General features: G+C 76.1%; 20 protein-coding genes. 14 read left to right on the top strand and 6 right to left on the bottom strand.

From position 1 onward, the window contains the following. Nucleotide 1 precedes the first annotated feature (1 nt). The 4 genes from HL663_RS16170 to HL663_RS16155 are packed head-to-tail and all read right to left on the bottom strand — an operon-like array spanning nucleotide 2 to nucleotide 3,539. A complete protein-coding gene (locus tag HL663_RS16170) occupies nucleotides 2-613 on the bottom strand; it encodes a response regulator transcription factor (protein ID WP_173029325.1) in 612 nt (203 codons plus the stop codon). Further along, nucleotides 610-1,788 (bottom strand): sensor histidine kinase, encoded by a 1,179-nt coding sequence (locus HL663_RS16165; protein ID WP_173029324.1) that lies wholly within the window; start codon nucleotides 1,786-1,788, stop codon nucleotides 610-612. The genes HL663_RS16170 and HL663_RS16165 overlap by 4 nt, the downstream gene beginning before the upstream one ends. 12 nt (nucleotides 1,789-1,800) lie before the next feature. Continuing rightward, nucleotides 1,801-2,631, bottom strand: a complete 831-nt coding sequence (locus HL663_RS16160; protein WP_173029323.1) for an ABC transporter permease — start codon at nucleotides 2,629-2,631, stop codon at nucleotides 1,801-1,803. After that, nucleotides 2,628-3,539 (bottom strand): ABC transporter ATP-binding protein, encoded by a 912-nt coding sequence (locus tag HL663_RS16155; RefSeq protein ID WP_173029322.1) that lies wholly within the window; start codon nucleotides 3,537-3,539, stop codon nucleotides 2,628-2,630. The genes HL663_RS16160 and HL663_RS16155 overlap by 4 nt, the downstream gene beginning before the upstream one ends. Nucleotides 3,540-3,667: 128 nt before the next feature. Here HL663_RS16155 and HL663_RS16150 point away from each other — a divergent pair, with 128 nt between their 5' ends. From HL663_RS16150 to mrdA, 7 genes are all read left to right on the top strand, one after another. Next, the gene (locus tag HL663_RS16150) at nucleotides 3,668-3,946 is read left to right on the top strand and encodes a hypothetical protein (protein WP_173029321.1); all 279 of its coding nucleotides are present in this window, start codon (nucleotides 3,668-3,670) and stop codon (nucleotides 3,944-3,946) included. Beyond that, entirely contained in the window at nucleotides 3,943-4,356 is a 414-nt protein-coding gene (locus HL663_RS16145; protein WP_173029320.1) for a DUF4233 domain-containing protein, read from the top strand. Before HL663_RS16150 ends, HL663_RS16145 begins: the two co-directional genes overlap by 4 nt. A 9-nt stretch (nucleotides 4,357-4,365) precedes the next feature. Continuing rightward, nucleotides 4,366-4,788 (top strand): nucleoside-diphosphate kinase, encoded by a 423-nt coding sequence (gene ndk / locus HL663_RS16140; protein ID WP_173029319.1) that lies wholly within the window; start codon nucleotides 4,366-4,368, stop codon nucleotides 4,786-4,788. Between the two features lie 316 nt (nucleotides 4,789-5,104). Then, complete coding sequence (locus HL663_RS16135) at nucleotides 5,105-6,139, top strand: rod shape-determining protein (RefSeq protein ID WP_173029318.1); 1,035 nt, start codon at nucleotides 5,105-5,107, stop codon at nucleotides 6,137-6,139. Continuing rightward, nucleotides 6,136-6,972, top strand: a complete 837-nt coding sequence (gene mreC / locus HL663_RS16130) for a rod shape-determining protein MreC (RefSeq protein ID WP_173029317.1) — start codon at nucleotides 6,136-6,138, stop codon at nucleotides 6,970-6,972. Before HL663_RS16135 ends, mreC begins: the two co-directional genes overlap by 4 nt. Next, the gene (locus tag HL663_RS16125) at nucleotides 6,972-7,460 is read left to right on the top strand and encodes a hypothetical protein (RefSeq protein ID WP_173029316.1); all 489 of its coding nucleotides are present in this window, start codon (nucleotides 6,972-6,974) and stop codon (nucleotides 7,458-7,460) included. Before mreC ends, HL663_RS16125 begins: the two co-directional genes overlap by 1 nt. Then, nucleotides 7,457-9,442, top strand: coding sequence for a penicillin-binding protein 2 (mrdA, locus tag HL663_RS16120; protein ID WP_173029315.1), 1,986 nt, complete (start codon nucleotides 7,457-7,459; stop codon nucleotides 9,440-9,442). The genes HL663_RS16125 and mrdA overlap by 4 nt, the downstream gene beginning before the upstream one ends. A gap of 54 nt (nucleotides 9,443-9,496) precedes the next feature. Here mrdA and HL663_RS16115 read toward each other — a convergent pair whose 3' ends face one another. Both HL663_RS16115 and HL663_RS16110 read right to left on the bottom strand, forming a co-directional pair. After that, complete coding sequence (locus HL663_RS16115) at nucleotides 9,497-9,964, bottom strand: acyltransferase (protein WP_173029314.1); 468 nt, start codon at nucleotides 9,962-9,964, stop codon at nucleotides 9,497-9,499. Continuing rightward, nucleotides 9,961-10,929, bottom strand: coding sequence for a glycosyltransferase (locus HL663_RS16110; protein WP_173029313.1), 969 nt, complete (start codon nucleotides 10,927-10,929; stop codon nucleotides 9,961-9,963). The genes HL663_RS16115 and HL663_RS16110 overlap by 4 nt, the downstream gene beginning before the upstream one ends. A gap of 192 nt (nucleotides 10,930-11,121) precedes the next feature. Between HL663_RS16110 and HL663_RS16105 the strand changes: the two genes are divergently transcribed. The 7 genes from HL663_RS16105 to HL663_RS16075 are packed head-to-tail and all read left to right on the top strand — an operon-like array spanning nucleotide 11,122 to nucleotide 18,583. Then, nucleotides 11,122-11,982, top strand: a complete 861-nt coding sequence (locus HL663_RS16105; RefSeq protein WP_173029312.1) for a YveK family protein — start codon at nucleotides 11,122-11,124, stop codon at nucleotides 11,980-11,982. After that, nucleotides 11,960-13,285, top strand: coding sequence for an O-antigen ligase family protein (locus HL663_RS16100; protein ID WP_173029311.1), 1,326 nt, complete (start codon nucleotides 11,960-11,962; stop codon nucleotides 13,283-13,285). The genes HL663_RS16105 and HL663_RS16100 overlap by 23 nt, the downstream gene beginning before the upstream one ends. Continuing rightward, nucleotides 13,282-14,313, top strand: a complete 1,032-nt coding sequence (locus HL663_RS16095) for a glycosyltransferase (protein WP_173029310.1) — start codon at nucleotides 13,282-13,284, stop codon at nucleotides 14,311-14,313. The genes HL663_RS16100 and HL663_RS16095 overlap by 4 nt, the downstream gene beginning before the upstream one ends. Next, nucleotides 14,307-14,849, top strand: a complete 543-nt coding sequence (locus tag HL663_RS16090; RefSeq protein WP_286175718.1) for an acyltransferase — start codon at nucleotides 14,307-14,309, stop codon at nucleotides 14,847-14,849. The genes HL663_RS16095 and HL663_RS16090 overlap by 7 nt, the downstream gene beginning before the upstream one ends. Before the next feature lie 22 nt (nucleotides 14,850-14,871). Then, complete coding sequence (locus tag HL663_RS16085; protein ID WP_173029309.1) at nucleotides 14,872-15,711, top strand: glycosyltransferase family 2 protein; 840 nt, start codon at nucleotides 14,872-14,874, stop codon at nucleotides 15,709-15,711. Next, nucleotides 15,708-17,009 carry a glycosyltransferase family 4 protein gene (locus tag HL663_RS16080; RefSeq protein ID WP_173029308.1) on the top strand — a complete coding sequence of 434 codons (1,302 nt, stop codon included), beginning with the start codon at nucleotides 15,708-15,710 and terminating at the stop codon, nucleotides 17,007-17,009. The genes HL663_RS16085 and HL663_RS16080 overlap by 4 nt, the downstream gene beginning before the upstream one ends. Beyond that, a complete protein-coding gene (locus HL663_RS16075) occupies nucleotides 17,006-18,583 on the top strand; it encodes an MATE family efflux transporter (protein WP_173029307.1) in 1,578 nt (525 codons plus the stop codon). The genes HL663_RS16080 and HL663_RS16075 overlap by 4 nt, the downstream gene beginning before the upstream one ends. Nucleotides 18,584-18,589 lie beyond the last annotated feature (6 nt).

Here is an 18,589-nt window from a genome sequence, read left to right as displayed (position 1 = left end):
CTCAGAGCCAGCCGGCCTCGCGGGCGACCCGCACGGCGTCGGCCCGGTTGCGCGCCGTCGTCTTGCCGATGACCGAGCTCAGGTGGTTGCGCACGGTCCCCTCGGACAGGTGGAGGGTGCGCGCCAGCTGGGCGATCGTCGCGCCGGACTCCGCCGCGCGCAGGACCTCGGTCTCCCGGGGGGTGAGCGGCGAGTCGCCGAGCGCGAGGGAGTCCGCGGCCAGGGCTGGGTCGACGACGCGCAGGCCGGCGTGCACGCGGCGCACCGCGTCGGCGAGGGCGTGCGCGGGGGTGTCCTTGACGACGAACCCCGAGGCGCCGGCCTGCATCGCCCGCCGCAGGTAGCCCGGCCGGCCGAACGTCGTCACGACGAGCACCCGCACGTCGGGGTGGCGCTCGCGCAGGAGCGCCGTGGCGTCGATGCCGTCGCCGCCGGGCATCTCGACGTCCATGAGGACGACATCGGGGGCGGTCTCGGCCACGACGCGCGCCACGTGCTCGCCGTCCTCGGCCTGCCCCACGACCTCGAGGTCGGGCTCGAGGTCCAGCAGCGCCGCGAGGGCGCCACGCACGAGGGCCTGGTCGTCGGCGAGGACGACGCGGATGGGGGTCACGGACGGCTCCCGGTGTCGGTGGCGGAGACGACGATCTCGAACCCACGGGGCTCGAGGCGCCGGGCGGTGAGGACGGCGCCGGCGGAGCGGGCGCGCTCGGCGAGGCCGCGCAGCCCGTGCCCGGCCGCGCGCGCCGACGGTCCGGGCGGCGCGACCCGGCCGTCGTCGGCCAGGCGCAGCCCGCCGTCGTCGATGGTGACCCGGCAGGTGCTCGCGCCGCTGTGCCGGATGACGTTGGTGACGCCCTCCCGCACGGTCCAGGCGTAGAGCTCGCGCAGGTCGGGGGCGACCCCGTCGACGCGGCGCGGGAGGTCGGCCTCGATCCCCGCGGACGACAGCGCGGCCCGGGCGCGGGCGATCTCGCCGGCGAGCGAGATCTCGCGGAAGCCCTCGACGGCGCCGCGGACGTCGGCCAGCGCCTCGCGCGCGAGCGACTCGACCTCCTCGGCCTCGGCCTTCGCGCGCGCCGGGTCGAGGTCGACGAGCCGGGCCGCGAGCTCGGCCTTGACCCGGATGACGGTCAGCGAGTGGCCGAGGATGTCGTGCAGGTCGCGCGCGACCCGGTTGCGCTCGTCCTCGACGGCGAGCCGGGCGTTCTCGCGCTGCGCCTCGGCGAGGTCGCGCGAGCGGCGGACGGCGACCATCCCGCTCGTGATGGCGAGCACGGCGAACGCGATGGCGAAGCTCAGGCTGTTGTCGCGCTCCCATCCCGGGACGCGGTGCGCGAGAACCTCGTACAGGACGGCGAGGCCGACCGCGATGCCGTAGGGGACCCATCCGCCGAAGGTCCACATCGCCGACACCGCGACGAACACCCACGTCGCGGTCGCCGTCTGGCCGATGACGAGCACGTTGCCGGCCGACAGGGCGGTGAGCAGCGCGAAGCGCGCCGCCCGCGGCCAGGGCGGCCCCTCCGGCGTCGTGACCCCGGAGCGGGAGACACCCGGCAGCGGCGAGGCCACGTAGTGCCACACGTAGACCGCGACGAAGAGGACGAGCAGCCCGACCCCGGACACGCGGGCCGTCCCGGTCCGGTGCCAGGCCGTGACGAGCGGCTCGAGGAGGTAGACGACCCAGATGAGGCCGATGAGCCGGCGCGCGACCCCCGCCGACGCCGGGACCGGCGCGACGAGGTCGTCCTCGTCGCGCCGGCTCGTCCAGGGCCGCCCCGTCACGCTCACAGGGTCTCAGACCCGGTCGGTGTCACGGCGGAAGCGCCACACGGCTCCGGCGACGAAGAGCCCGCCCCAGACGACGAGGTCGAGGACCCACGAGACGTGGAAGGCGTCGTGGGTGCCGGTGGTCGTCAGGGTGAGCGGCCAGTGCGCCAGCCGGCTCAGGCCGTAGATCGGGGTGTACTGCGCGACCTGCCCATAAAGGGAGTCGGTCGGCAGCGGCCCGGAGAAGAGGCCGCCGAGGATCGCCAGGACGGCCAGTAGGGGGCCGAGGAGCTGCATCGCGTTGTCGCTCGGCAGCAGGTAGCCCATGAAGAGCCCGAAGGCGGCGAAGACGAGCGACCCGACGACGATGACGACGCCCATCTGCCACCACGGCGCGAGGCGGGTCAGGTGCGCGGTGCCGGTCGCGGCGCCGACGACGAAGGTGACGAGCGTCGCGCAGGCGCCGAGGACGACGGCCACGAGCATCTTGACGAGCACCTGCGACACCGGCCGGGCCGGGGTGAGGCGCAGCTGGCGGCTCCATCCCGCCGCGCGCTCGATCGACACCGAGGCGCCGGCCGAGGTCGAGGCCATCACCGCGCCGTAGACGGCCATGCTCGCCATGACGTAGGCACCGACGTTGGCCACGGCGTGCGGGCCGAGCACGTCGTCCTGGCCGGTGATCTGGCTGCCGATGAAGACGAGCATCACGGCGGGGAAGACGAACGTGAAGACGAGCACCCGCCGGTTGCGCACGAGCCGCCGCAGCTCGAGGCGCAGCACGGTCGGGTTGAGCAGGGGGCGGCGCGGGGCCGGGCGGCTGGAGGCCGCGGTCGTCGCGGACGGCAGGGCGGTCATCGGGGGAGTCCTTCGGTCGTCGGGGCGGTGGAGTCCTCGCTCGTCAGGGCGACGAACGTGTCCTCGAGGCGGCGGCCGGCGATCTCGAGGTCGTGGGCCGCGGTGGTGGTCAGCAGGTGGCGGGCGAGGGCGTCGGAGTCGGTGCTCACGAGCGAGACGGCGCTGCCGCGCACCTCGACCTCGAGGACGCCGGGCAGGGCGCGCAGGGCCTCGGCGTCGGGGCCCGGGAGGGTGGCCCGCACGACCCGGCCGGCGCTCATCGCCCCGAGCTCGGCGGGGGTGCCGTCGGCGACGACGCGGCCGCCGCGGACGACGACGACGCGGTCGGCCCAGGCCTCGGCCTCCTCGAGGTAGTGCGTCGCGAAGACGACGGTGCGGCCCTGCGCGGCGTCCGCGTGGATGGCCTGCCAGAACGCGCGGCGGGCGCTGACGTCCATGCCGGTCGTCGGCTCGTCGAGGACGACCAGCTCGGGGTCGGGCACGAGCGCCATCGCGAAGCGCGTGCGCTGCTGCTCGCCCCCCGAGCAGTCCTTGATCCGTCGCCCGGCGATCGCCGTGACGCCGGCCGCCTCGAGGGCCTCGTCGACCGGCCGGGACGCCGGGAAGAGCGCCGCGGTGTACTCGACGCTCTCGCGGACGGTCAGGTCCTTGAGGAGGCCGCCGGACTGGAGGACCGCCGAGACGAGGCCGCGGTCGACGGCCTCGCGCGGGTGCATCCCGAACACGGCGACGTCGCCGTCGGTCGGGGTGCCGAGACCGAGCACGAGGTCGATCGTCGTCGACTTGCCGGCCCCGTTCGGGCCGAGCAGCGCGACGACCTCCCCCTGCCCGATCGTGAGGTCGATGCCGTCGACGGCCCGCACCTCGCCGAAGTGCTTCGTGACTGCCCTGAGGGTGATCGCATCCATGGGACGACCCTCCCGTGGCACGGCCGCCCGCGCCCCCGACGGCCATCACGACCCCGGGGTGACGTCCGGGCACGGACCGCGCGTGACGGATGTCAGGGCGGCCGGGGACGGGCACCTACGCTGGGGGCATGAGTCCCCTCCTCAAGCTCGTGCTCGTCGTGGCCGTGCTCGTGGCCGTCTGGTACGTCGTGCGCGCGGTGCGGGCCCAGCAGGGCGGCGCCGACGTGACGTTCACCCCGGTCGAGGAGCTCGCGCCCGACGTCCGGCAGGTCATCGACGCCTCGCTCGCCCAGGGGCAGGCCGTCGCCGCGATCAAGCACTACCGGGCCGCGACCGGCGCCGGGCTCGCGCAGTCCAAGGCCGCCGTCGAGACCTACCGCTGGAAGCACGGCGGCCCCGCCCGATGAGGAACCTGCACCTCTACGGCACGCAGGGGAAGCTGACCTTCCGGCTGCTCGCCGTCGCGCTCGTCGGGCAGGCGGTCGTGCTGTCGTTCTTCGCGCTCGTCGTGCGCGCCCAGGCCATCGCCGACGGCCGCGCCGCCGACGGCGGTCGCCTGCTCTGGGTCGGGCTCGGGCTCGCGCTCGCCGCCGTCGTCGCCGGTGGGCTGATGCGCCGCCCGTACGGCATCACCCTCGGCTGGCTCGTCCAGCTCGCGACCTGGCTCAGCGCGCTCCTCGTCCCGGCGATGATCGGTGTCGCGGTGGTCTTCACGGCCCTGTGGGTCCTGCTCCTCGTCCAGGGGGTCAAGGCCGACGCGCTCGTCGCGCGGCACGAGGCCGAGGTGGCGGCCGGGGGACCCGTCGCCGCGGACTAGGCTGCCCGCGTGACCACTGAACGCTCGCTCGTCCTCGTCAAGCCCGACGGCTACGCCCGCGGCCTCACCGGTGAGGTGCTGCGCCGCATCGAGGCCAAGGGCTACCGCCTCGCCGCCCTCGCGGTCGTCAGCCCGACGACCGACATGCTGCACCGCCACTACGCCGAGCACGAGGGCAAGCCGTTCTTCGAGCCGCTCGTCGAGTTCATGTCCTCCGGCCCGGTCACCGCGGTCGTCATCGAGGGCGAGCAGTGCATCGCCGGGTTCCGCGCGCTCGCCGGCGCCACCGACCCCACGAAGGCCGCGCCCGGCTCGATCCGCGGCGACCTCGGCCGCGACTGGGGTGCCAAGGTCCAGAAGAACATCGTCCACGGCTCGGACTCCCCGGAGTCGGCCGCGCACGAGATCGCCATCTGGTTCCCCGAGCTCTGAGCCCCACCCGCGCCCGGGATCCCGGGCGCACCACGGGCCCGCCGCCGCACCTCCCGCCCCACGCACCCCGGGTGCCACAACGGCCCCTCGTGCCCCCCGCGTATCGGGTGACCCGATACGCCCGCGCCTCACCCGAGAACCGTTGTCGGGTGAGGCGCAGCCGTGTCGGGGGAGGCCGCAAGAAGGCCACTCCCGCGCGCCCCGGCAGTCCCTCGGGTCACTCCCGTCACACCAGGCGCCGGGATGGCGCAGCGCCTCGGGCGTCCCCGGCGTTGCGTCCCGGGCCGGGCGACGCGCGCCGCCTAGCCTGCTCGCCATGAGCGGCTGGTCGACGGGATGGTGGCGGGGGAGGGACCTCGCCATCGACCTCGGGACCGCCAACACCGTCGTCTACGAGCGCGGCCGCGGCGTCGTCCTCGACGAGCCGTCGGTCGTCGCCGTGCGCGCGGGCACCGGCGAGCTCGTCGCCGCGGGCCGCCGCGCCAAGGAGATGCTCGGCCGCACCCCCGAGGCCGTCACCGCGGTCCGGCCGCTGCGCGACGGCGTCATCTCGGACGCCGACGTCACCGAGCGGATGATCCGCTGGTTCGTCGACCGGGTCGCGCCCTCGCGGCTGCGCCGGCCGCGCGTCGTCGTCTGCGTGCCGAGCGACATCACGAGCGTCGAGCGGCGCGCGCTCGAGGACGCCACGCTGCGCTCGGGCGCCCGCCGCGTCCACGTCGTCGAGGAGACGATGGCCGCCGCGATCGGCGCCGGCCTGCCCGTCGAGGGCACCGAGGCCTCGATGGTCGTCGACATCGGCGGGGGCACGACCGACGTCGGCGTCATCAGCCTGGGCGGCATCGTCGTCAGCCGCACCGTGCGCATCGGCGGGGACGAGATCGACGAGTCCCTCGTCTCGTTCGTCAAGGCCGAGTACTCGCTGCTGCTCGGGGAGTCCAGCGCCGAGCGGCTGAAGATCGCCGTCGGCTCGGCGTTCCCGCTCGTCGAGGAGCTCTCCGAGCGAGTCCGCGGCCGCGACCTCGTGACGGGGCTCCCGAAGACGGTGAGCATCGGGTCGGCCGAGGTCCGGCGCGCCATCGAGACCCCGGTCGCCCGGATCGTCGACCTCGTCCGGTCCGTCCTCGACGTCTGCCCGCCCGAGCTCGCCGGCGACGTCGTCGACCGCGGCATCGCCCTGACCGGTGGCGGCGCCCTCCTGCGCGGTCTCGACGAGCGCCTCTCGCACGAGCTCGGCGTGCCCGTGCGGGCGGCCGAGGACCCCCTGCACGCCGTGGCCCGCGGCGCCGGCCGGTGCGTCGAGGAGCTCGCCACGCTCGAGCGCGTCCTCGTCGACACCCGACGGCCGTGACCCGCGACCGACGCCACCCGCGCGGCCGGCGCGTCGCGGCGACCCTCGTGCTGGCGACCGGGCTCGTCCTCGCGCTCGACCTCTCCGGCGCCGTCGACACCGCGCCGGTGCGCGGGCTCGCGGCCGCCGGGCTGGGGCCGCTCGAGCGGGCCGTCGGGCCCCGCGACGACGAGGTCTCGCGGCTGCGGGCCGAGAACACCCGGCTCGCCGCGCGCCTCGCCGACACCGAGCAGCGCCTCGCCGCCGCCGGACGGGCGCAGGGGATGCTCGACGCCCCCGCGCTGCGCGGGCTGCCCGTCGTCGCGGCGCGGGTCGTGGGCGTCGGCCCGTCCGGCCCCGCCGGACCCGAGCGGGTGACCCTCGACGCCGGGGCCCGCGACGGGGTCGAGGTGGACCGCGCGGTCGTCACCGCGGACGGGCTCGTGGGCCGGGTCGTGTCGGTCGGGCCGTGGACGAGCGACGTCCTGCTGCTCGGCGGCCCCGAGGTCGTCGTCGGTGTCCGCGTCGGCCCGCGGGGCGTGCTCGGGGAGGCGTCCGCCGCGGCCCCCCCGGGCTCGCCCGCCCCGGCACCCGGGACCCTCGCCCTGGCCCCCGTGGCCGGCGGCTCGGTCGCCACCGGCGACACCGTGACGACCCTCGGCAGCCCCGGTGGGCGCCCCTTCCCGGCGGGTCTCGTCGTGGGCACCGTCACCGCGGTCGACGACGCCCGGGGCCGCCTCTCCGCCGGCGGGGTCGTCACCCCTGCCGTCGAGCCTTCGAGCCTCGACGTCGTCGGCGTCGTGCTGGGTCCCCCTCGCGCACAGCCCCGCCCGTCCGCGACGGCGGGCGGCTGATGCGTCCCCTCGGCCTCGCGGTGCGCGGCGTCGTCCTCGTCGTCGCGGCCGTGCTCCTCGCCGCGCTGGCCGCCCGTCACGTCCGTCCCGTCCCGGACCTCGTCGCGGTCCTCGTCGTCGCCTGGGCGCTGTGGCGCGGGCCGGTCGCCGGCGCCGTCGCCGGGCTGGCCGGGGGCTGGGCGCTCGACCTCGTGCCGCCCGGGTCCGGTCTCCTCGGGATGCACGCGCTGGCCTACGCCGGCGCCGGCCTGCTCGTCGGCATGCTGCGCGTCGAGGGGCCGGTCGGTGCGCCGCGCGTCGCCGGGGCCGCGCTCGTGGTGTCGGGCGTCGTCGAGGGGGTCGACGTCGTGCGCGCCCTGTCGGTCCAGGCGCCGGTCGACCTCGCCGAGGTCGCCCTCCGCGTCCTGCTGACCGCCACCGCCGCCGCCCTCCTCGTCCCGCTCGTCGTGCGGGCCGAGCGGGCGGTGCTCCGCCGGAGGTTCGGATGAGCCCCGTCGGACGACGCGGCCGCGTCACCGCGGTGCTCGTCGCCGTCGTCCTCGCCTTCGCCGGGCTCGTCGCCCGGCTCGGGGAGGTGCAGCTCGCGCAGGCCGACGACCTGACCGCCCGCGCGGCCGCCCTCGACACCCGCACCGTCGTCGTGCCCGCGCTGCGCGGGCGCATCCTCGACGCCCACGGCCGCGAGCTCGCCGGCAACCGGACGAGCACTGTCGTCACCCTCGAGCGCCGGGTCGTCGCCGACGACCTCGACGCCGTCCGGGCCGAGGTGCGCGAGGTCGCCCGGGTGCTCGGACGACCGGCCGACGACCTGCTCGGGCGCCTCTGGCTCTGCGGCGAGGACGGCGCGCCCGCGGCGCCGGCCTGCTGGGCGGGCTCCCCGCAGGTGCCGGTCCCGCTCGCCGTCGACGTCGACCCCGCGCGGGCCCTCTCGCTCGTCGAGCGGCCCGACCGCTTCCCGGGCGTCGCGGTCACGTCCGTCCCGGTGCGGACCTACCCGCGGCCGGCCGGCGCGCAGGCGGCCCAGGTGCTCGGCTACCTCGGGCGGGCGAGCGAGGCCGACCTCGCGGCCGACCCGACGCTGGACGCGGACGACCTCGTCGGCCGGGCCGGCCTGGAGCAGCAGTACGACCGGGCGCTGCGCGGCACCCCCGGCCGCACGATCGTCTCGGTCGACGCGCGCGGCCTCGTGACCGGGGTGGTCTCCCGCGTCGAGCCGGTGCCGGGGCGCGACCTCGTCACGTCCCTCGATGCGGTGGTCCAGGCGCGCGCCGAGAAGGCGCTCGACACCGAGATGCGCGGGGCGCGTGGCCGGGGCTGGCCCGCCGACTCCGGCGCCGTCGTCGTGCTCGACCCACGCTCCGGCGCGGTGGCGGCGCTCGCCAGCCTGCCGACGTACGACCCCAACGTGTGGACGGGCGGCATCTCGTCCGCCGACTACCGCCGGCTCACCGACCCCGCCGCCGGCACCCCGATGCTCTCGCGCGCCACCGACGTCGGGTTCGCCCCCGCCAGCACGATGAAGCCCGCCTCGGTCGCGGCGGCCGTCCGCGACGGGCGCTCGCTGAGCGCCACCTACGACTGCCCGGCGGTCTACCGCATCGGCGACCGCGACTTCCACAACTTCGAGACCGAGCCGCGCGGGCGCATCAGCCTCGCCACCGCGATCGAGGTCTCCTGCGACACCGTCTTCTACCGGCTCGCGCACGACGCGTGGCGGCGCCAGGGCGGCCCGGACGCGCCGGCCTCCACCCGCGACCCCTTCGCCTCGACCGCCCGCGGGCTCGGGATGGGCAGCGCCACCGGCATCGACCTGCCGAGCGAGTCGCCGGGGCGCGTGCCCGACCGCACGTGGCGGCGGGCGCAGTGGGAGCAGCAGAAGGACGACCTGTGCCGGCGCGCCCGCACCGGCTACCCGGAGGTCGGCGACCGCGAGCGGCGGCGCTTCCTCACCGAGGTCGCCCGCGAGAACTGCGCGACCGGCTGGCAGCTGAGGGCCGGCGACGCGGCCAACTTCTCCATCGGCCAGGGCGACGTCCTCGCGACACCGCTCCAGATGGCCGTCGCGTACGGCGCGATCGCCGACGGCGGCACCGTGCGCACCCCGCGCGTCGGAGCGGCGCTCGTCGACCCGGTGACGGGGGAGCGGACCGCCGTCGAGGCCGGGCCGACCCGCCGCGCGCCGATGAGCCCCGCGACCGACCGCTACCTGCGCGCCGCGCTGCGCAGCGTCGTCACCTCGGGCACGGCCGCGCCGGTGTTCGCCGGGATGCCGGCCGACTGGCCGGTCGCCGGCAAGACGGGGACCGGCGAGGTCGTCGGGAAGCGCGACACGTCGTGGTTCGTGTCCTACGCGCCGGCCGGCCGGCCGCGCTGGGTGGTCGCCGCGGTCGTCGCTCAGGGCGGCACCGGTGGCTCGACCGCCGCGCCGGTGACGCGTGCGGTGCACCTCACCCTGCGCGGGCTGGGCTGAGCGAGAGGCCGGTCGATGCGGGTGCCTCCCCGACCACCCACCGCACGGTCGGGCTCAGCCCGTGACGAGGTCCTCGTCGCGCACCCGGGTCGGCGTGTGCTCGGCCACGAGGTAGCCGTACTCGACGGTCCTGACGTCGGTGTAGAGGAGCCGTGCGGGGTTGCCCGCGACGATGCTCCCGGACGGCACGTCCTTGGTGACGACGGACCCCGCGCCCACGACGCAGTGGTCGCCGATGGTCACCCCGGGCAGGACGATCGACCGCCCGCCGATGAAGCAGTGGCTCCCGATCCGGGTGTCGGCGTAGAGGCCCCGGATCATGTCGTGGGCGAGGACCTTCACGTCGAACGCGACGTAGGTGTGCTCCCCGACGTGGATCCCCGCCGGGTGGGTGAGGTCGAACGAGGCCGAGAGCGACATCTCGACCGTGGGGTGGATGTCCATGTGCCAGACCCGGCGCAGGTAGGCGACCTTGGACCGGACGGCGACGCGACGGGCGGCCCGGAGGCGGTTGAGGCTCATCCGGCCATGGTGCCGGACGGCGCGGCCCCGGCCCCGACGCGCCAGCGGGCGAGCTCCTCGACCGCGTCCGGGTCACGCAGGACGACGGAGGCGTCCGCGGCGAGGTCACGGCCGACGAGCAGGTCGAAGATCTGCTGCTGGTGGTCGTCCACGTGCTCCTCGAGGTGGGCCAGACGGGGGAGCAGCACGGGGACGCGTCCGGCGTCGAGGATCTCCATCGCGGTCCCGACCCCCGCGTGCGACACGACGACGTCGGCGCGACGCAGCTCGCTCGCGAACTCGTCCGCGGGCAGGTAGCGCGACGCCGTGCCGGGCAGGCCCTCGCGGTGCGAGGCGCCGAGCTGCCACGTCACCTGCGTCTGGGGTCGCCGCCGGACGAGCCCGAGGACGAGGTCGACCAGCCGGTCGAACCGGAAGGGCTCGATGGTGCCCACCGTCACGAGCACCCGCAGGGGCGCGTCGGGGCGCGTGGTGGGGGTCCGCTCGTAGGTGGACAGGACGGTCGGCCCGAGACGCCAGGGCGACGAGGCCCATCCGGGGTGCTGCGTGTAGAGCCCGACCCGGGGGTTGGTGGCGACCATCCGCCCGGTGAGCGACGGGCCGCGGACCCGCGACACGCTCTCGAGGTAGACCGCCGGCATCCTGCGCGCCGTGGCGGGGGTGAGGACGGCGGTGGCCAGGGCGGCGCCCGTGGAGAGCGCGCCGTCGACCGTCCGGAGCAGGCGCGACGCCGTCGGGACGGCCTTGGCCGTCGCCAGGAAGTCGCGCGGCCCGATGTACGGGACGTAGTGAACTTCCCTGTCCACCAGCAGATCCCGACTCTGCGGCGTGTCGAAGGTCAGCCAGGGGCTGTCCGGTGCGACCCCCAGGACCGGCGCCAGCTTGACGAGCTGGGCGAGGTGCCCTCCCGTGGACGCAGCGAGGAGCACACGCCTCCCGCGCAGCTCCTCGAGACGTGACCGCATGACCTTCCCCCTCCATCGCCCATCCCCGACGGGCCGAGACGATGTCACGTCCGGGGGCCCTGCGAGAGTCCCCACAAATGGGGACGTCGACGGGCGCGGAAGTGGTCGGAGGGCCCGTGACGGCTCGGGTACTGTCTCCGTCGCACGGGGGGTGAGCTTCGTGTCGGTGGCAGGGACCGGGGCGGGGAGAGCATGGCGGACGAGCAGGGCGCGGACTACTGGAGCGTGGGCCGGGTGACGGGGCGCTGGCGCCTCGTCGTGCCCCTGGCCGTCGTCGGGGCCGCCATCGGCGCGGGCGTCGGTCTGGCGGTGCCGCCCACGTACACGGCCGAGGCGCGGCTGGCGGTGGGCAGCGGGTCGATGAGCGACCTCAACATCCCGGGGTTCCCCACGGCCTCCGCCTCGATGGCGGCGAACTACGCCCGCTGGGTCACCTCCGCCGGCGTCGTCGGGCTGCGCCTGCCCGCCGGCACCGACTCGGTCACGGCGTCGCCGTTCCCCGAGTCCAACGTCCTGCGGGTCGAGGCCACCTCCGGGGAGGCACGGACGGCGCTGGCCGCCGTCGAGGCGACCGCCGAGACGCTGCGGGCTCAGGTCGATGCCGCGGCGCAGGCGCAGGACGCCGACGCGGTGCTCGACCAGGCGGTCGAGCAGTCCCTGGCGGTGCGCGAGGCGGACACGGCGCTGGACGACGCGACCGCCACGGTCGTCGAGCTGCGGGAGAGCCGCTCGGCGGACGACCCCGACCTCGCCGACGCACGGGCCGCCAAGGTGAAGGCCGACCAGGACGCCGCCCGGGCCGCCCTCGTCCTCGGCGGGCTCCAGGACCGCTACCGGCGGCTGGTGTCGCAGCAGTCGACCGAGGCGCAGCTCAGCCTCGTCGGCAGCGGTGGGCAGGTCGTGGGGTCCGACCGGTCCGCCGCGACGCAGCGGCTGGCGCTCGTGGGGCTCGGGCTCGGGGTCCTCGTCGCCCTCGTCCTCGTCCGGGTGCTCGACGGTCGTCGGCCCGCGCGCTCCTCCAGGGCTCGACGTGTCGACGGTCCTGCGGCCTGACGCGCGCCCTGTCCCGCGCGGACGGCGCCTCGTCCCCGGCCTCGCCACCGCGCGGGGCGTGGCCCTCGTCCCGCTGCTGGTGCTCGCCGGGCTGGCGTCGAACCTGTTCTCCGGCAACGCCTGGCGGATCGGCCTGCCCCTCGGCCCGGACCGCCTCCTCCTCGGGGCCGCGATCCTGATGGCGCTGCTGGAGGGGCGACGCCGGGCCGTGCCCGCGCGCGTCGAGTGGCTGATGCTCGCGTTCTCCGCCTGGGTCCTGCTGTCGATGCTCACCCACCCGGAGCCGTTCGACTCCGTCGCCGTGTACGGGTTCGTCGACCGGGTGGCGATGCCCTTCGTCCTCTTCGCCCTCGGCGGGGTCGTGTTCTCCACGCCGGAGCGGCGCGACCTCCTGCTGGCCGTGCTCACCGCGATCGGGCTCTGGCTGGGCCTGACCGCCCTGCTCGAGATCGCCGAACCGGGGCTCGTCCTGCCCCGCTACGTCGTCGACCCAGACATCGGCCTCGGCTTCGGCCGCGCGCGGGGACCGTTCCTGTCGCCCGAGGGGATGGGCGCCGCCCTCGCGCTCTGCGGGGCCGCCGCGGTCGCCCTCGCGGTGCGCCGGCCCCGGTGGCGCACGCTCGCCGGCGCGGTCGCACTGCTCGACCTCGTGGGCGTCGGGCTGGCCCTCACCCGGGCCATGTGGATCGCCGCCGCGCTCGCCCTCGTCGTGGCGTTCGTCCTCGCACCCGCCCTGCGCCGCGTCATCACCTCGGTCGTGGTCGCCGGCGGCGTGGGCCTCTTCTCGCTCCTCGCCGCGGTTCCCGCCGCCTCGACGGTCCTCACCGAGCGTGGGTCCGACGCGCGCCCCGTCTACGACCGCCTCGGCAGCAACGAGGCCGCCGGACGGATCCTCGCCGACCTGCCGTGGACGGGCATCGGCTGGCGACGCTTCTTCCCCGAGGCGGCCGAGTGGGTGCGCCAGGCGGACACCTACCCGATCAACAACGTCGTCATCGAGGTGCACAACGTGCTGCTGTCGCGCGCGGCCGAGCTGGGCATCCCCGCCGCCGTCTGCTTCGTCGCCGTCCTCGTCCTCGGTCCGTTCGCCGTCCTGGGGCAGCGGCCGCAGGGTGACCTCGCCGTCTGGCGGGTGCTGTCGGTCGCCTGCCTGACCGTCTGGGTCGTCGGAGGGTTCTTCGGCCCGATGGCGACGCCGTTCCCGACCTTCGTCGCCTGGCTCGTCGCCGGGGTGGCCCTCGGCTCGGCCGCCGTCCCCGTCACGTCACGACGCACGACCCCGTCAGAGGAGGCGCTCGCGTGAGCGTGGACACCGCAGGACCGGCCCGGGTGACCGTGGTCATGGCCGCCTACAACGCCGAGCGGACCATCGGCGCCGCCATCTCCAGCGTGCTCCAGCAGGACCACCCTGACGTCGAGCTCGTCGTCGTCGACGACGGCTCGACGGACCGGACGCTCGCCGTGTGCCGCGGCTACGGCGACCTCGTCACCGTGCTGACCGGCCCCAACGCGGGAGCGGCCGCGGCGCGCAACCGCGGGGTCCGCGCCGCCCGCGGTGACCTCATCGCCTTCTGCGACGCCGACGACCAGCTCCTGCCGGCGATGGTCTCGCGCAGCGTGGCCCTGCTGGCCGCGAGCCCGGAGCGCACGATCGTGACGAACGACGCGCTGCTCTCCACCGCGGTCGGCATCGTGCCGGGCCGGACCCTCCTGCGCGGCAAGGTGCCCGCCCCGGACCGTCAGCGCCTCACCATCCTGCAGCGCAACTTCGTGGGCATCTTCTCGGTCTTCCCCCGGCGGCTGTTCGACGAGGTCGGCGGGTTCGACGAGGAGCTGCGCCAGCTGGAGGACTGGGACCTGTGGCTCCGCGCGGTCTTCGCGGGGTGGCGCGTCGTCGAGCAGTCCCGGCCCTCGGCCATCTACCGGATGTCGGCCGGCTCCCTGTCCACGGACGCCGGGCGGTTCGACGCCGGCGAGCGCCTCGTGGCCCGCCGCGCAAAGGAGCTGTGGCACGGCGTCCTCACGGACGAGGAGCGCCGCTACCTGCGCCGTCGTGGCGAGGGGGTCTCCTCCCAGCGGCTGGCCGCCCTCGGCGCGGACGCGCTCGCGGCGGGGGACATCCGGCAGGCCAAGCGGCACCACCGTCGCATCCTGCCGCTGCTCGTCGAGGACCGGCGCGCGCGGCTGCACGCCCTCGTCGTGGGCTTCGTCCCCGGTGCTGCCCGGGCGATGCGCGCGCGGCACGTGGCCCGGGAGGCGCAGCTGCGTCGGGTCGGCGCGTCGTCGACCTCCGGGGCCGACACGGTCGGCACGCGGGAGCCGGCGTGCTGAGGCGCGGGCTCGCCTACGTGGCGTACTACGGGTGGGCGCGACGGCTGCCACGCAGCACCGCGCCCGGAGGGAGCCTCGGCCGCACGATGCGCGGACGGCTCGCGGGCGCTCTGCTCGACCGCGCGGGCGACGACGTCAACGTCGAGTCCGGGGCTCGGTTCGGCTCCGGCAGAGGGATATCGCTCGGCTCGCGCAGCGGGCTCGGTGTCGACTGCGACCTGCACGGCACGATCAGCATCGGGGACGACGTGATGATGGGTCCGCGCTGCACGATGCTCAGCCGCGACCACGCGTTCCCGCGCACCGACGTGCCGATGAACGTCCAGGGCTTCGCCGAGGACCGGCCCATCCGGGTCGAGGACGACGTGTGGATCGGGGCCAACGTCACGATCACCGCCGGCGTCACCGTCGGCCGGGGCTCCGTCCTCGCCGCGGGGGCCGTCGTGACGCGTGACGTCCCCGCCTTCAGCGTCGTCGGCGGCGTCCCGGCGCGGGTGCTGCGCAGCCGGCTCGACGGGGAGGGTAACCGTGCCTGACGAGGGGACGCCCAGAGGTGGGGTGAGCGTGGTCATCCCGGCGCACGACGAGGAGTCCCGGCTGCCGCGCTGCCTCGCGGGCCTCGAGCCGCTCGTCGGCCCGCTCGCGCTCGACGTCGTCGTCGTCGCCAACGGGTGCACCGACCGCACCGCGGAGGTCGCGCGCGCGCACCCGTGGGTCACGGTCGTCGAGCACCCCGTCGGGTCGAAGGTCGAGGCGCTCAACGCGGGCGACGCGGCCGCCCGCGGGGCCGCGCGGGTCTACCTGGACGCCGACGTGCGGGTCGACGCCGAGGGGCTCACCGACGTCGTCCGCCTCGTCTCGGGCACCGACCCGCTCGTGTGCGCGCCGCGCGTGGCGTACGACCTCACCGGCTGCTCGTGGCCGGTCCGCGCCCACTACCGGGTCCAGGCCCTCGTCCCCGCGACCCGGGACGGGGTCGTCGGGCACGGCCTCTACGCGGTCTCGGCGGCCGGCCGTCGACGCTTCGACCGCTTCCCCGACCTGCACGCGGACGACCTGTTCGTCAGCTCCCGGTTCGGCGTCGACGAGCGGGTGCGGGCGGCGGGAGAGGTGCGGGTCTGGCCGCCGCGGGACCTCGCCTCCCTCGTCCGGGTGCGGACGCGGGTGGCCCGTGGCAACGCCTCCGCGGCGCCCGCCGCCGGGACCGGCGCCGCAGGTCCGGGTCGCACCACGCGGCAGACGATCGCCTCGCTCGCGGGCCTGCTCGTGCGGCGTCCGCTCCTCCTCGCCGACCTCACGGTCTTCGGGGCCGTCGCCGTGACCGCCCGTCTGCGGGCGCGCGCGGTGCGCGGCTCGGGGGGCTGGGCGACGGACACGACGGCGAGGCAGGGCTCGTGAGCGACGCGGCGAGCGGGGCGACCGCGGCGGTCGAGACGACCGCTGCGGCCGGGACGCGCCGGGTCGCGTACCTGACGACGCGCTACCCCGCGATCTCCCACACCTTCATCGCCCGCGAGGTCGCGGCGCTGCGCGAGCGCGGCTTCGAAGTCAGCACCTTCGCCATCCGTCCCACGCCCGCCGAGGACCTCGTGTCCGACCCGATGCGTGAGGAGGCCGCGCGGACGACGGCGCTCGTGGGTGGTGGCGCCGGGGGAGCGGCGCGGGCGCTCCTCGCGCTCGCCCGCCGACCGCGCGCGGCCCTCGCCGGCCTGCGGGCGGCCCTCGCCTGGGGCGACCGGACCCCGCGCGCGAGGCTCTGGCAGCTGTTCTACCTCGGCGAGGCCGCGGTGCTCTTCGAGGCCATGGCCCGTCGCGGCCTGCGCCACGTGCACGTGCACCACGCCAACGTCCCGGCGGACGTCGCCCGGCTCGCCTGCCGGATGGGTGACGCCGTCGACGGTCCGGGCTCGTGGCGGTGGACGCTGAGCCTCCACGGGTCGGCGGAGTTCAGCAAGATCGAGCAGTGGGACATCGCCGCCAAGATCACCGACGCCCACGCCGTCGCCTGCATCAGCGACTACTGCAAGGCGCAGGTCCTGCCCTTCGTCGACGAGGCCCACTGGCCGCGGCTGTCCGTCGTACGGATGGGGGTCGACCCGCAGCGGTTCGCCCCCTGCGGGTCGCCCACCGACGAGCCGTCCGCGCGCCCGCTCCGCCTGCTCACCGTGGGGCGGCTGGACCCGGTCAAGGGCTTTCCGGTCCTGCTGCGCGCCGTCGCCGACCTCGTGGCGCAGGGGCGCGCCGTCGAGCTGCGGGTCGTGGGACAGGGCCCGATGCGGGACCGACTGCTCGCCTCGGCGGCCGGGCTCGGGCTGCCGGGCGAGGAGATCTTCGTGGGAGCACGGAACGAGGCCGAGGTCGTCGAGGAGATGCGGCGCGCCGACGTCTTCGTCATGTCGTCGTTCAACGAGGGCCTGCCCGTCGTGCTCATGGAGGCGATGGCCTCCGGCCTGCCGGTCGTGACGACCGCCGTCGGAGCCGTCGGTGAGCTCGTCACCCACGGGGTCGACGGGCTCGTCGTCCCTCCGACCAACGCCGCGGCGCTCGCAGCGGCGGTCGCGACGCTCCAGGACGACCCGGAGCGGCGCCGGGCGATGGGCCGCGCGGGCCGGGAGGCCGTCTGCGAGGAGTTCGTCCTCGCGCGCACCGGTGACGCGATGGGCGACTTCCTCCGGGCCACCGTGGTGCCGACGTGAGCCGGTCGGAGGGGCGGATCGGCCGCAGCGCCGCGTGGCTGACCGCCGCGCAGCTCGCGCCGGTGGCCGTCAACATCGCCCTCACCCCGTTCGTCATCGGCCGGCTCGGCGAGACGCGGTACGGGCTGTGGCTCGTCGCGAGCGGTGTGGCGATGTTCTTCGGCCAGGTCGACGGCGGGGTCTACCGGACGGCGCTGCGGTACTTCTCGGGGTTCGCCGCGCGCCGGGACGTCGAGGGCGCACGCAACCTCGTGGTCTCGCTCGTCCTCCCTGTCCTGGCGCTCCAGCTGCTCACGCTGGCGCCGCTGCTCGTCGTCGACCGCCGGGTCGCAGCCTTCTTCAGCACGCCGCCGGACCTCCTCGACGAGACGACGCACCTGCTGCGCGTCGTCACCCTCGTCGTCGCCGTGGCCCTGCTGCGCGGGATCCTCGTCGCCCTCCTCCACAGCCACATGCGGTTCGCCCTCACCGCGGGGGCGACGTTGCTCAGCTACGTCGGGTACGCGGTGACGATGTTCCTCACGCTGCGGGCCGGCGCGGGACTCGACGGGGTGGCGCTCGCCTACGTCGTGCAGACCGCCGTGGCCACCCTCGTCATCGTCCCGAGCGCGCTGCGGCTCGTGCCGCTGCGCGGGGCCCGGCTGGTCGGTGCCGACGAGGCGCGGGACTTCGCCCGCACGGCCTGGCGCGTCCAGGCCTCGGGTCTTCTCACCGTCTTCTCGACCCAGGGCCTCCTGCTGCTCGTCGGGCGGGTGCGACCCACCGAGGTCGCCGCGTTCGGGCCGGGGGCGACCTTCGCGCAGAACCTCCGCACGCTGCCGGCCAACGCCCTCGGGCCGGTCCAGGCCCGGCTCGGCGCGGTCGTCGCGAGCGAGCCGGCACCGGTCGCGGCCTCGGTCACGCACGGGATCCAGGCGATGTGGGTGCGGGTGGTCGTCGGGCTGGCCGCCGTCGCCGTGCCGGCCGCGTACCTCGGCATCAACGCGTGGCTGCCCATCGAGGGGTCGCTCCCCGGCGAGGTGGCCGCCCTGCTCGTCGTCGCGCACCTCGTGGCCCTGCTGCCGCAGGTGCAGCTCCAGTGGGCGGTGGCGTCCGGGCACGCGGGCGTCGAGGCGCGGGCGACCGCCGTCTCCGTCTCCCTCATGATCCTGCTCTCGGCCGCGGTCGTCCCCGTCGTCGGGTCGGTCGGGGTCGGCCTGGCGGCGCTGGTGGCCAACGCGGTCGGCCTGTGGCGGGTGCACTCGCTCATCCACCGGGCGGGCGGGCGGCTGCGCTCACCGCTGCGCGACGTCCCCGTGCTCGCCGCGGTGACCGCGCTCGTCGTGACCGCCGCCGTCGAGGCCGGGCTGCGGCTCGTGGCCTCGGGGGTGCCGTTGCTCGAGTCCGGCCCGCTCGCGCTGCTGCTCGCGGGCGCCGGGACCCTGCCCGGCCTGCTCCTCTACCTCTGGATGACGGGCCTGCTCCGCCGAGGACTGGAGGCCTGGCGGGCGCGCCGGGCGCACGCCGACGACATCGAGCCGGCTGCCGCCGCTCTGGCCGGGACCACCGACCGCCACCCGCCCGCCACTCAGTAGGGTGGG

The sequence above is a fragment of the Arthrobacter sp. NEB 688 genome, from assembly GCF_013201035.1.
Lineage (GTDB): Bacteria > Actinomycetota > Actinomycetes > Actinomycetales > Dermatophilaceae > Phycicoccus.
Note: the sequence above shows the minus strand (reverse complement) of the source record. Positions and strands in the feature narration are given on the sequence as shown.

Bases quoted from the DNA above. Each gene is read 5' to 3' on its own strand.
- HL663_RS16125 (WP_173029316.1), top strand. From the start codon at position 6,972: ATGCGTCCCCTCGGCCTCGCGGTGCGCGGCGTCGTCCTCGTCGTCGCG.
- HL663_RS16160 (WP_173029323.1), bottom strand. From the start codon at position 2,631: ATGACCGCCCTGCCGTCCGCGACGACCGCGGCCTCCAGCCGCCCGGCC.
- HL663_RS16150 (WP_173029321.1), top strand. From the start codon at position 3,668: ATGAGTCCCCTCCTCAAGCTCGTGCTCGTCGTGGCCGTGCTCGTGGCC.
- HL663_RS16145 (WP_173029320.1), top strand. From the start codon at position 3,943: ATGAGGAACCTGCACCTCTACGGCACGCAGGGGAAGCTGACCTTCCGG.
- mrdA (WP_173029315.1), top strand. From the start codon at position 7,457: ATGAGCCCCGTCGGACGACGCGGCCGCGTCACCGCGGTGCTCGTCGCC.
- HL663_RS16115 (WP_173029314.1), bottom strand. From the start codon at position 9,964: ATGAGCCTCAACCGCCTCCGGGCCGCCCGTCGCGTCGCCGTCCGGTCC.
- HL663_RS16110 (WP_173029313.1), bottom strand. From the start codon at position 10,929: ATGCGGTCACGTCTCGAGGAGCTGCGCGGGAGGCGTGTGCTCCTCGCT.
- HL663_RS16135 (WP_173029318.1), top strand. From the start codon at position 5,105: ATGAGCGGCTGGTCGACGGGATGGTGGCGGGGGAGGGACCTCGCCATC.
- HL663_RS16155 (WP_173029322.1), bottom strand. From the start codon at position 3,539: ATGGATGCGATCACCCTCAGGGCAGTCACGAAGCACTTCGGCGAGGTG.
- HL663_RS16105 (WP_173029312.1), top strand. From the start codon at position 11,122: ATGGCGGACGAGCAGGGCGCGGACTACTGGAGCGTGGGCCGGGTGACG.